Raw genomic sequence first — 12643 nt, forward strand, 5'->3', positions numbered from 1 at the left:
TCCTCCCGGATGCACCATCTTCTCCGAGATAGCAGCAAAACTGTTGTTTCATGGTCTGCGAGATAATCGCCAGTACCAGGGAGAATAACGTTGCTTCAGCAACGGCCCGCAGGGCGAGGCGCAGCCGAGTAATCTTCCCGGATGCACCATCTTCTTTGCAATATCAGTAGTAATCAGCAATTCCCGATGCATCCGTAGCTCAGCTGGATAGAGTACTCGGCTACGAACCGAGCGGTCGGAGGTTCGAATCCTCCCGGATGCACCATCTTCTCCGAGATAGCAGCAAAACTGTTGTTTCATGGTCTGCGAGATAATCGCCAGTACCAGGAAGGATAACGTTGCTCCAGCAACGGCCCGCAGGGCGAACGCTAGTGAGTCATCCTCCCGGATGCACCATCTCCCCCTTTAAATTATTTCCACATACTCTCTGAACACCCCTCAATTCGCTGTCAGCGACAAAATCAATCAATTACGATAAAATAACGTCTGGTCATTCGGCTTGTGAGAAGACGATGTACGAACGTTATGCGGGTTTGATTTTTGATATGGATGGCACCATCCTGGATACTGAGCCAACGCACCGTAAGGCGTGGTATGAGGTATTGGGGCATTATGGGCTGCGGTTTGATGAACAAGCCATGGTCGCCCTCAACGGCTCCCCAACGTGGCGTATTGCCCAGTCGGTAATTGAATTGAATCATGCCGATCTTGACCCCCATGCCTTAGCGCGCGAGAAAACTGACAAGGTGAAAAGCATGTTGCTGGATAGCGTCCAGCCTCTGCCGTTGGTTGACGTCGTGAAAGCCTGGCATGGGCGTCGGCCTATGGCGGTAGGAACGGGGAGTGAAAGCGCAATTGCAGAAGCGCTGCTCGCTCACCTTGGACTGCGTCGCTATTTTGATGCTGTCGTCGCAGCCGATCACGTACAACGCCACAAACCTGCTCCTGATACGTTTTTGCTTTGTGCCGAACGTATGGGGGTTATTCCGGCGCGTTGCGTCGTTTTTGAAGATGCCGATTTTGGAATACAGGCGGCGCATGCTGCGGGAATGGACGCCGTGGATGTCCGGTTATTGTGAGTGATGGACTGTCGCTCCTGTCACTGTTTGCCAGTAGTTTTCTCAGCGCCACGCTATTACCCGGCAATTCTGAAGTTGTTTTAGTTGCTTTGCTGGTCTCCGGGATAAGTCATCCCTGGGTCTTAGTCTTAACAGCAACAATGGGTAATAGCCTTGGAGGGTTAACTAACGTTATCCTTGGGCGTTTCTTTCCTTTGCGTAAAACATCGCGCTGGCAAGAAAAAGCCACTGGCTGGCTGCGGCGCTATGGCGCTGTCACACTATTATTAAGCTGGATGCCGGTTGTAGGTGATTTATTGTGCCTGTTAGCCGGGTGGATGCGCATCTCGTGGGGTCCAGTTCTCTTTTTCTTATGCCTTGGCAAGGCGCTGCGCTATGTTGTTGTCGCAGCAGTTACGACGCAAGGCATTATGTGGTGGCACTAATTGTGTTGTGAGATAGCCTTCAGGGTAACCAATACCATTATGCTAATTAAAACGATTTTGACAGGCGGGAGGTCAATTTGATCCCGGACGTATCACAGGCGCTGGCCTGGCTGGAAAACCATCCTCAGGCGTTAAAGGGGATTCAACGTGGTCTGGAGCGCGAAACGCTGCGTGTTAATGCAGATGGGTCATTAGCAACGACAGGCCATCCTGAGGTGTTAGGCTCAGCGCTAACGCATAAATGGATAACTACTGACTTTGCCGAGGCGCTGCTGGAATTTATCACTCCGCCAGGCGATGACATTGAGAAAATGCTCACATTCATGCGCGACCTGCATCGTTATACCGCCAGAAACCTTGGCGACGAGCGTATGTGGCCGTTGAGCATGCCTTGCTATATTGCCGAAGGCCAGGATATCGAACTGGCGCAGTATGGCACGTCGAACACCGGTCGCCTGAAGACGCTGTACCGTGAAGGCCTCAAAAACCGTTACGGTGCGTTGATGCAGACAATCTCGGGCGTACACTACAACTTCTCGCTGCCAATGGCTTTCTGGCAGGCGAAGTGCGGCGTAACCGAAGGCGAAGATGCTAAAGAGAAGATCTCCGCGGGCTACTTCCGTCTGATCCGCAACTACTACCGTTTTGGTTGGGTGATCCCGTATCTGTTTGGCGCCTCTCCGGCCATTTGTTCCTCTTTCCTGCAAGGAAAACCGACAACCCTGCCGTTTGAAAAAACCGATTGTGGAATGTATTACCTGCCGTACGCGACATCGCTGCGTCTGAGTGATTTGGGGTATACCAATAAGTCGCAAAGCAATCTCGGAATTACGTTTAACGATTTGCATGAGTATGTGGCAGGATTAAAGCGTGCGATTAAGACTCCTTCCGAGGAGTACGCGGCGATCGGTCTGGAGAAAGACGGTAAGCGTCTGCAAATCAACAGCAACGTTCTGCAGATTGAAAATGAGCTGTATGCGCCTATTCGCCCGAAACGCGTTACTCGTCGTGGTGAAACACCATCTGATGCGCTTCTGCGTGGCGGTATCGAGTACATCGAAGTACGCTCGCTGGATATCAACCCGTTCTCACCGATCGGCGTGGACGAGCAGCAGGTACGCTTCCTCGATCTGTTTATGGTCTGGTGTGCGCTGGCCGATGCCCCGGAAATGAGCAGTGATGAATTGCTGTGTACACGTAAAAACTGGAATCGTGTGATTCTCGAAGGGCGTAAGCCTGGACTGACGTTAGGTATTGGCTGTGAAACAGCCCAGTTCCCGCTGCCTAAGGTTGGGAAAGATTTGTTCCGCGATCTGAAACGCGTGGCACAAACGCTGGACAGCATCGATGGGGGAGAGGAGTATCAGAAGGTCTGTGATGAACTGGTTGTCTGTTTTGACAATCCTGAACTGACTTTCTCTGCCCGGATCCTACGGTCTATGATTGATGAAGGCATTGGCGGTACGGGCAAAGCGCTGGGTGAGGCTTACCGAAATCTGCTGCGTGAAGAGCCATTAGAAATATTGCAGGAAGCTGAATTTATTGCTGAAACCGAGGCTTCGAAGCGTCGTCAGCAGGAGATTGAAGCGGCTGATACTGAGCCGTTTAGCGTGTGGCTGGAAAAGCACGCTTGATACAAAAGAAAAAGGCCACTCGGGAGTGGCCAAAATTTCATCTCTGAAAACAGGGATGATGATAACAAATGCGCGTCTTTCATATACTCAGACTCGCCCCGGAACAAAGAGTTCAGATTATTTTTAAAAAATTTATCGGAGGTGGCTAAATGCCGTTGTTAGATAGTTTTACTGTCGATCACACCCGGATGGAAGCTCCCGCGGTCCGGGTTGCAAAAACGATGAACACCCCGCATGGCGACGCAATCACCGTGTTTGATCTGCGTTTCTGCATTCCGAACAAAGAAGTCATGCCTGAGAAAGGTATCCATACGCTGGAGCACCTGTTTGCAGGTTTTATGCGTAACCATCTGAACGGTAATGGCGTTGAGATTATTGATATCTCTCCGATGGGATGCCGTACCGGCTTCTACATGAGCCTGATTGGTACGCCGGACGAGCAGCGTGTTGCCGATGCGTGGAAAGCGGCAATGGCGGACGTGCTGAAAGTACAGGATCAGAACCAGATCCCGGAACTGAACGTTTACCAGTGCGGTACGTATCAGATGCACTCTCTTAGCGAAGCACAGGATATCGCGCGTCATATTCTGGAGCGTGATGTACGCGTGAACAGCAATGAAGAGCTGGCGCTGCCGAAAGAGAAATTGCAGGAACTGCATATTTAGTCTTATTGATTAGCTGTTCCAGTATTTAAATTAACCCCGGTTTATGTCCGGGGTTTTTTATTTCGTAATATAATCTATATCTATTATATTTACGACAGGAATATAATTTAAGTTAATTAATGGGTGACCTGTTAAATAATAAAATGTGATCTGGTAAACAGAAAATAATGGATAATTAACGATGCTAGCTCACGCCGATCACATAAATCAAAAAACATAAATAATTAATAGAAAAACATAATGGAATACGCCAGGTATCCAGGTAATAAAAAGACTCTTTTCATCGCTGGTGGATGGGGTTTTTATCAAATCTTATCTGGTATACATTAAACTTTAGGGATAAAAAATGAAGGTGAAATATTTAGCGCTTGTGGTCGGCGCTTGCTTTTCGCATAACCTTTGGGCAGCAAATACCGCTATTGAACAGCGTCTTGCCGAACTGGAGCAGCGCGTGATTAATGCCGAACAGCGAGCCGCAGATGCTGAATCGCAAATTCGCTCGCTGAGGCAGCAGCAGGTAGCCGCAGCGCCGACGGTGCAAGTACAATCTGCTGAACCCTCCGCCTCTACGGAAAATCCACCCAAGTTAACGCTATCCGGTTTTAGCGATATCAAGTTCTATGGCGACGTTGAGTTTAATATGGATGCGGCAAGCCGTTCTGGTAGCCTGACATCAACCAGAACTTCAGCAAATAAAGATTGGGCGCCGGGAACGAATGAACGTTGGGATATCAACGGGCGTCTGCTATTAGGGTTTGATGGCTACCAACGACTGAACAACGGTAATTTCGCCGGATTCTCAGTTCAGCCGCTGGCAGACCTGACCGGAAAAATGAATCTCGATGATGCAGTGTTCTTTTTTGGCCAGGAAAAAGACTGGCAAATTAAGGTCGGACGTTTTGAAGCGTACGATATGTTCCCGCTGAATCAGGATACGTTTATTGAATATTCAGGTAATACGGCGAATGATCTTTACAGTGATGGCTATGGCTATATTTATATGATGAAAGAGGGGCGTGGACGTAGCGACAGCGGCGGTAATTTCCTGATAAGTAAAACCATCGATAACTGGTATTTTGAAGTGAATACATTGATGGAAAATGGCAGTACGCTCTATACCGAGAAGCAGTACCACGGGATGGACTTAACCAATGATAAAAACGTGGCTTACGTGCGCCCGGTGATCGCCTGGCAAAACGGGCGTTTCTCGACGGCAGTGGCGATGGAAAGTAACGTCGTTAACAACGCCTACGGCTATTATGAGAACGGGAAGTGGATCGATCAGTCCGATCGTACGGGGTATGGTTTTACCATGACCTGGGACGGACAAAAAACCGATGCGGAAGACGGCGCGGTGATTAACCTGAATACTGCTTATATGGACGCGACCGATGAGACCGATTTTACCGCTGGGGTGAACGCGTTGTGGCATCGATTCGAACTGGGCTATATCTATGCGCATAACAAAATCGAAGCCTTCAATGCTACCAATATCGATGCCGTTTGTGAGAACGATTGCTGGATCACCGATCCCGGCAATTATGACATTCACACTATTCATGCCTCATATTTATTCCCCAATGTGATGGATATGAAAAACTTTAATATCTATCTCGGTGCTTATGCCTCATGGGTTGAGGCCGATCCGAACAATGGCGACAACAGCGAAGATGCACGTTACGGCGGACGCCTGAGATTCAAATATTATTTCTGATGCTGGCCACAATAAAAAAGGGATCCGCAGATCCCTTTTATCAGATAGTTAGTGCGCTCCGCCGCCGCCGCCGCCCGCGCCGAAGGGTGGTTTAGCGAACCACACCAGACCAAGCAAAACCAGGAAGATACCCGCCGACATCCAGAAGATTTCGTTGGCGGAAATAATCAGACCCTGATTAGTGATCTGCTGAGCTATCCACCCTGACGCCTGCTGGTGCGTCATCCCTAAATCCTGCAGCTTGTCGTACATTGCCTGAGCATTTGGGTTGTAGGGGTTAACAGATTCCGTTAGCTGAGCATGGTGCAGCGACTCACGGTTAGTCCACATCGTTGTTGTAATCGATGTACCAATAGAGCCAGCCAGCGTTCGCGTAAAGTTAGACAAGCTCGATGCAGCCGCCAGACGCTCAGGCGGTAAACCGGACAGCGTAATGGTCGTCAGCGGCATAAAGAAGCAGGCTACTGCGAACCCCTGAATAAACTGCGGCCAGGCCGATGCGCCAAAGTCCATACCCGGCTCGAACGTCCACGCGCGCCAGTAGAAACAGACGGCGTACATAATAAAACTGAACGTCACCAGCCGACGCATATCCAGCTTGTGCGCAAAGCGGCCGATAATTGGCGACAGGATCACCGGAATAATCCCTACCGGCGCGGACGCCAGACCAGCCCAGGTTGCCGTATAGCCGTAAACCTCCTGCAATAGCTGCGGCAGCAGGACGATGGCGCCGAAGTAGAGCATATAGGCCAGGCTAATACACAGGCAGCCGATGGTAAAGTTGCGCGACTTAAACAGCGAGAGATCGACAATCGGGTGCTCGTCGGTAAGTTCCCAGACGATCAGGAAGCTGATAGCAACCACTGCGACCACCGTCAGGATGATAATCTCCTGCGAGGCGAACCAGTCCAGCTCTTTGCCGCGGTCGAGCATAATCTGCAAACTGCCGATACCGATGACCAGCAGTGCCAGACCAATGGCGTCAATGCGCCGCTGCTCGGTTTTGGTTTCCCGGCCGCGCAGGGTTTGCAGGGTCATCAATACCACCGCAGCCCCGATTGGCACGTTGATAAAAAATATCCAGCCCCAGTGATAGTTGTCGCTGATATAGCCCCCCAGAATAGGACCACATATCGGGGCAACAATCACCGTCATCGACCATAGCGCGAGGGCGATGGAGCGCTTGGCGGGTGGATAGTTATTCAGCAACAGGCTCTGTGACAGCGGAATTAATGGACCGGCGACAATACCCTGGATTACGCGGAAGAAAATCAGCATGTTCAGGCTGGTGGACATCCCGCATGCCCATGACGCAATGACGAAGGCGATAGTTGACCACATAAAGAGTCTTACTTCGCCAAAGCGTTTTGCCAGCCAGCCGGTGATCGGAATAGAGATAGCGTTCGCTACCCCGAATGAGGTGATCACCCAGGTTCCCTGGCTCAATGAAGAGCCGAGGTTCCCGGCGATAGTGGGGATCGCCACGTTAGCAATGGTGGAGTCCAGCACCTGCATGAATGTCGCCAGGGACAGCGCGATCGTCATTATGACGAGCTGCGCGCCTTCCAGCGGTTTTTGCTGTTGCATCACACGCACCTTTGAATTAGCCCGCGTTGGCCCGCACGATCTCTTCGATCATCTTATTGACCGGAGCAAGGTCGATTTCACGTGCATTACTTTCTGATACTGGCGTGGTGCGGACCTGGCTTGCCAGAATTTGTCCTTCACGATTGGAGGTATCGACTGTAACCAGCGTAGACAAACCGATCCGCAAAGGATGCTGTGCCAGTTGCTGCGCATCCAGTTCGATACGCACCGGCAGACGCTGGACGACTTTGATCCAGTTACCGGTCGCGTTTTGTGCTGGCAGCAAGGAGAAGGCGCTGCCCGTTCCCATATCGAGGCCGACAACTTTACCGGTATATTTCACGTCATCGCCATAAATATCGCTGACAACCGTCGCGGGTTGACCAATACGAATGTGGGCGAGCTGTGTTTCTTTGAAGTTGGCATCCACCCACAGGTTGGTGGCCGGAACAACCGCCATTAACGGCGTGGTTGGGCTAATTTGCGCACCAGGCTGTACGGCGCGACGGGATACATAACCGGTCATTGGGCTGACAATTCTGGTACGTTCCAGCGCCAGCCAGGCATCGCGCACTTCGGTGGCGGCCTGTTGTACGGCGGGTTGATCTTCCAGCTTGCTGCCGAGAATCATTGCCTGGTTAGCATTATATTGTTGGATTGCGACATCAAGCTGAGCCTGAGCGCTGGCGACGGCATCACGCGCATGTTGCAGCTCTTCGCGGCCAATCAGGTTGGCGTTGCCCAGCGGGACTCGGCGATTAAAATCGCTTTGTGCCTGCGCCAGAGCTGTTTTCTGCACTTCAATGTTGGCCTGTAACTGCTTGCTGTTGATCATCAACTGGTGCGTCTGACGCACGCTGGAGGCCAGCGCAGTTTTGGCTTTTTCAAATGCCTGTTTGGCATCTGTCTGGTCGAGGGTGACCAGCACATCGCCTTGTTTTACAAAGTCAGTGTTATCAGCCCAGACTTTCGTCACGCTGCCTGATACCTGCGCCATGATTTGAACCTGGTTCCCTGCCACGTACGCATCGTCTGTATCTTCGTAATGACGCAGTACTAAAAACCAATAAATCCCATATGCCACGGCAATGATAATAAAGAGCAAGGTCAGAAGGAGAAGCAGACTTTTACGTTTGCCATTCTTCTTGACCGGTTGCTGCGGGGTTTGAGTCTCCGCATTTGCGCTCATGTTGTTCTCCACGATCTTCTTTTTATTCACATCGGCTGAGCCGACCTGTTTATCAGACAGGCCAGCAGTATGCGTGCTGGCCTGTCGGTTTTTTCATTTATAAATCTGGATTTCTGAGCGAGTCGACGCCTTAGCGCAGCGCTTCTAACACCGCGCCATCCTGCTCCATCTGATCAAGACGGGTCAGAAGTTTACGGGTAATTTGCTCAAGCTGATCTTTTTCGGTGGTGCTAAGAGACGACCAGAGCTGGTGCAGGCAATTATGCTGAGGCGGTAACACCTCTTGCAAAAATGCATGGCCTTTCTCGGTCAATTGCAGATGCAGACAGCGGCGATCGTTATCGCTTTCGCGACGTTCGATCCAGCCACGTTTTTCTAACTCATCCGCGATGCGGGTAGCGTTAGTACGTGACGAGCCAAGCGCACAACTCAGTTCAGAAGGCTGAATACTGTGGTTTTCCTGAGACTCCAGCGTAATCAACGCCATAAACAACGTCTCGTTAATCCCTTGAGCTTTCAGCATCTTATTGCGATTTTCCAGCAGCTTGCCCTGCATGTGCATGCATAGACGAGTCAGAAGCACTTCCTGATAAGGGAACTCTTCGTAGCGGCTGGCGCGAAATTTTAGCATTTGTTCAATGGGCGTAAACGAACTATCCATTTGGGTATAACCTCATTAATTTCAGCCGATATAGTAACGACGGTGACAAATAAAGTAAATGTATTATTAATTTAAAATGATTGTTTTTATCTATAAGACAACCAGCATTTTCCAGGCTAATCCATAGCCCAGAGCACTCAGTAACGTTGGAATGATGATGCTGCGGGTCTTATAGAAGCTTGCACCCAGTATGACAAACCCCACCAGAGTAGGCACGAACCGACGAGCGTCGTGCATCACTTCTGGCGCGGTAGACACCACCAGCAGGGCGCAAATTGATGTAATGCCAATAGTGTCGAGTAATATGCCCGTCGCGCCGCGCTTCGTCGGGCGAACATTGCCGACCCCAAGACGGAGCGGCAAATAGCGAAAACAGTAATTTACGCAGCCGACCAACAGGCCAAGTAGCAGAACTTCATAGCTCATCAGGACCTCCTTGCCAAAATGACTGGATGAGCGCCGTCAGGCATCCACAGACAATACCTGCAAGGATAGCGGCAGGGATGGAAAACAGCATGACGCCAGCCAGCGCCCCGGCCAGGGCCGCAGTCACGCAAAGCGCCTGTTTTCGTTGGAATGACGCGAGCAGGAAGCTCATAAACAGCGCCGGGAGCATGAAGCCCAGTGCCGCTTCAACCGCCGGGTAATCTTTGAGTAAACCACTGCCGGAAAACGCGCCGAGCACCGTACCAAACACCCAGGAGGCCCAGGAGCATAGCGCAATGCCGATCATCCAGTTTTCACTCCAGCGCCGGTTATCCCGTACCAGTTTCGCCGTTGCAGCGGCAAAGACTTCATCGGTAAGGCCAAAAGCCCACAGCGCGCTTTTGGGTTTACTCAGTCGCTGGGCGATCCGGCTACGCAGGGAAGGGCCGTACAAAACATGACGGACATCCATGGCCATGACGGTCAGCGCGGCGACCCACAGCGAACTGCCTGCGGCGAGCATGGTGGTAATGACAAACTGGCTGGCTCCCGCATAGATAATGCAGGAGAAAAAGACGCTTTCAACCGGCGTAAAGCCAAGGCGAGTGGCATTGAGACCAAATGCAAAAGCGACCGGAATATAGCTGATAACTATTGGCAGGCTGTCTTTGAATCCTTCCGTTAACGTTGCCGAACTGGATTCAGACTGGGGTACAGGGCTTTCCATAGGGTTATAGGTTTCATTACCGAAATTAATATAACTTGGTTCAATGAGTTATAACCTTAGCAGACTGATGGGCTCCTTAACACCCTGTGGAGCCCAATCAGCGGTAAACATGCGTTATACGCTTAATTTACGGCTTCCTGACGGTGAAAACCTCGCCACCAGACCAACAGGTTGAGTATGGCAACGGTCGTACCTGCCAGACAAACGCCAGCCCACCCGGCATGCTGCCAGGCAGAGGCTGAAATCAGCGAACCTGCCGCTCCGCCAATAAAATAGCTGGTCATGTATCCGGCGGTCAGGCGATTACGCGCGTCAGGATGAATGCGATAGATAACCGTCTGGTTGGTGATGTGCACTCCCTGAACGGTGAGGTCCAACACCAGAATACCGATAATCAGCATGGGGACTGAAGCATGCCCAAACCAAATAGCAAGCCAGGAGAGCAGTAGTAACAGCAGCCCCATGGTTGTGGTCAGGTGGGATTTACCTTTATCGGCAAAACCGCCCGCCGGACGTGCGCCTAACGCCCCTGCGGCACCCGCCAGACCGAACAGACCAATCATTCCTTCCGAATAGTTAAACGGCGGCGCGGCGAGCAAAAATGCCATCGAGGTCCACAGAATACTGAAATTGGCAAAAGTCAGGCAGCCCAGCATCGCGCGGGTACGCAGCAATTTATCGTTAATAAACAGGCTGAATACGGAGCCTAACAGCTGCGGATAGTTGAGATGGGTATCGGATTTCATCTTCGGCAGGCCGCGCCACAGTGCAACCGCCATCAGCGCCATTAATACTGATGCGACCCAAAATACGGTGCGCCAGCCGCCAAGATTCGCCAGTAATCCCGCCACGGTTCGCGCCAGTAGAATACCTAGCAACAGGCCGCTCATAATCGTGCCGACGACCTTACCGCGCTTGTCCGGTGTGGCAAGTGTTGCCGCCAGCGGAACCAAAATCTGTGCCACGACCGAGAACAGCCCGGTCAGGGCAGTACCAAGGATCAGCATACCCAGCGACTGGCTGCTGGCGGTGATCAGCATGCCGCCAGCCGCTAACAGCGTCATGGAGACAATCAGCATCCGGCGTTCAAACATATCGCCGAGCGGCACTAAGAACAGCAGGCCGGCGGCGTAGCCGAGCTGGGCCGCGGTGACGATAAACCCTGCGGTACTGGCAGAGAGCGAAAAGTTGCGCGCGATGGTGTCGAGCAGCGGCTGCGCATAATAGTTACTGGCGACGGCGAGGCCGGTGGCGATAGACATTAACAGGATTAGCGAAGGGCTAAGTCCCTGAGTTGTTTTCGTCATGGTTTTCAACTGAATAATGGATTGCAGAAAACAATCATAACGGAAGTGATTAAATGTTGCTGATTTGTTGAGTGATGGATTGTGCGATTGGAGGAGGGTGGATAGGCCGGATAAGGCGCATCGCGCCACCATCCGGCATTTATGCGGTTACTGGCCTGATAGCAACACGCTCATCAGGCCTATGAGTGGGTTATTTCTGCGCGGCCAGCGCTTCGTTCACCCAGCCGTCAAACTGCTGCTGGTGGGCTTTGATCCAGCCGTCAACGTGACCCTGCACGTCGGCTTCAGACGCTTTCCCGTCGTGCATCATTGCGTTCTGCGCGTTGATATCCGCCAGCGGCAGCTTCATGATGGCAAACAGTTTCGCCGCAGCCGGGTTTTTCTCTGCCCAGGCTTTATTGGCGACAATATGCATCGTGTTCACCGGGAAGCCGTAGTTGGCGCCGTTTGGCAGCTTGGTATCAATATCTTTCTGCTCGCCTGGCAGGGAAGAGAACGGCACCTGCAGCCAGACCACATCTTTACCCGGCTTCATTACGTCGCTGACCCAGTACGGTGTCCAGGTGTAGTAAAGAATGGGTTTACCTTCTTTGAAGCGGGTAATGGTGTCAGCCATCATTGCTGCATAGTTACCGTGGCTGACTTCGACGGTTTTTTCCAAATCGAAAGCTTTGTTCTGGTGGTTGATTACTGCTTCACAACCCCAGCCTGGTGAACAGCCCATCATATCGGCTTTTCCGTCACCGTTGGTGTCAAAGATTTTGGCGATCTTCGGATCTTTTAACTGGGCGATATTGGTGATTTTGTACTGCTCAGCGGTTTTTTTGTCGATCAGATAACCCTGTGCGGCACCCGTAACGAATACCCCCTCGCGATAAAACTTTTTGTCTCCGCCCGCCGCGGCGTACATATCATCATGCAGCGGCTGCCAGTTCACGGCGGTAAAAGTTGCATCGCCAGAGGCAATGGAGGTATAGCCGACGTTGTAGTCAACTTCGCTGGTTTTGTTAACGGTGTAACCCAGTTTCTCCAGCGCACGGGCGACTAACTGCGTCTGGAAGGATTCTTCAGAGATAGTGCTCTGGATTGGCTGTACGGTAATGCCTTTGCCCGGCAGGTCGGCAGCGAAAGTGCTGGTGGAGACAAGGGTGGCAAACGCTGTGGCAATAATTGCTTTCTGTCGCATCGTTGTTCCTTAATTATTGGAGGGACGTGTAGGCCCGGTAAGC

At 51.6% G+C, this 12643-nt stretch carries 12 protein-coding genes and 2 tRNA genes (1 of these 14 cut by a window edge); 7 read left to right on the forward strand and 7 right to left on the reverse strand.

Features of this window, described 5'->3' with window-relative positions; translation table 11 throughout:
• The 7 genes from OGX66_RS16175 to OGX66_RS16205 form a co-directional block, all read left to right on the forward strand.
• Positions 1-17: transfer RNA gene (locus tag OGX66_RS16175), tRNA-Arg, on the forward strand; it begins 107 nt to the left of the window's first position.
• 171 nt (positions 18-188) lie between these two features.
• Positions 189-265, forward strand: a tRNA-Arg gene (locus OGX66_RS16180).
• A gap of 247 nt (positions 266-512) precedes the next feature.
• Positions 513-1079, forward strand: a complete 567-nt coding sequence (yqaB, locus tag OGX66_RS16185; RefSeq protein WP_270921906.1) for a fructose-1-phosphate/6-phosphogluconate phosphatase — start codon at positions 513-515, stop codon at positions 1077-1079.
• Positions 1076-1504, forward strand: a complete 429-nt coding sequence (locus OGX66_RS16190; RefSeq protein ID WP_003839664.1) for a YqaA family protein — start codon at positions 1076-1078, stop codon at positions 1502-1504. The genes yqaB and OGX66_RS16190 overlap by 4 nt, the downstream gene beginning before the upstream one ends.
• A gap of 77 nt (positions 1505-1581) precedes the next feature.
• Positions 1582-3138, forward strand: coding sequence for a glutamate--cysteine ligase (gene gshA / locus OGX66_RS16195; RefSeq protein WP_003037314.1), 1557 nt, complete (start codon positions 1582-1584; stop codon positions 3136-3138).
• 149 nt (positions 3139-3287) lie between these two features.
• Entirely contained in the window at positions 3288-3803 is a 516-nt protein-coding gene (gene luxS / locus OGX66_RS16200; protein ID WP_003037312.1) for an S-ribosylhomocysteine lyase, read from the forward strand.
• 346 nt (positions 3804-4149) lie between these two features.
• A complete protein-coding gene (locus tag OGX66_RS16205) occupies positions 4150-5517 on the forward strand; it encodes a carbohydrate porin (protein WP_016150873.1) in 1368 nt (455 codons plus the stop codon).
• A gap of 48 nt (positions 5518-5565) precedes the next feature.
• Here the strand turns inward: OGX66_RS16205 and emrB are convergent, their stop codons facing one another.
• The 7 genes from emrB to proX form a co-directional block, all read right to left on the reverse strand.
• Entirely contained in the window at positions 5566-7104 is a 1539-nt protein-coding gene (emrB, locus tag OGX66_RS16210; RefSeq protein ID WP_003037306.1) for a multidrug efflux MFS transporter permease subunit EmrB, read from the reverse strand.
• Between the two features lie 16 nt (positions 7105-7120).
• Positions 7121-8293: a multidrug efflux MFS transporter periplasmic adaptor subunit EmrA gene (gene emrA, locus OGX66_RS16215; protein WP_086529912.1), complete on the reverse strand. Its 1173-nt coding sequence runs from the start codon at positions 8291-8293 to the stop codon at positions 7121-7123.
• Positions 8294-8423: 130 nt separating this feature from the next.
• Entirely contained in the window at positions 8424-8954 is a 531-nt protein-coding gene (emrR, locus tag OGX66_RS16220) for a multidrug efflux transporter EmrAB transcriptional repressor EmrR (protein WP_003037300.1), read from the reverse strand.
• A 90-nt stretch (positions 8955-9044) separates the two neighbouring features.
• A complete protein-coding gene (gene ygaH / locus OGX66_RS16225; protein WP_003037297.1) occupies positions 9045-9380 on the reverse strand; it encodes an L-valine transporter subunit YgaH in 336 nt (111 codons plus the stop codon).
• Positions 9370-10107, reverse strand: coding sequence for an AzlC family ABC transporter permease (locus OGX66_RS16230; protein WP_003839672.1), 738 nt, complete (start codon positions 10105-10107; stop codon positions 9370-9372). Before OGX66_RS16230 ends, ygaH begins: the two co-directional genes overlap by 11 nt.
• Before the next feature lie 122 nt (positions 10108-10229).
• Positions 10230-11414, reverse strand: coding sequence for an MFS transporter (locus tag OGX66_RS16235; RefSeq protein ID WP_044713351.1), 1185 nt, complete (start codon positions 11412-11414; stop codon positions 10230-10232).
• Between the two features lie 190 nt (positions 11415-11604).
• Complete coding sequence (proX, locus tag OGX66_RS16240) at positions 11605-12600, reverse strand: glycine betaine/L-proline ABC transporter substrate-binding protein ProX (protein WP_003037288.1); 996 nt, start codon at positions 12598-12600, stop codon at positions 11605-11607.
• Positions 12601-12643 lie beyond the last annotated feature (43 nt).

Origin of the sequence: Citrobacter sp. Cf072 (genome assembly GCF_030334485.1) — a bacterium.
In the GTDB taxonomy this organism is placed as follows: Bacteria; Pseudomonadota; Gammaproteobacteria; order Enterobacterales; family Enterobacteriaceae; genus Citrobacter; species Citrobacter freundii.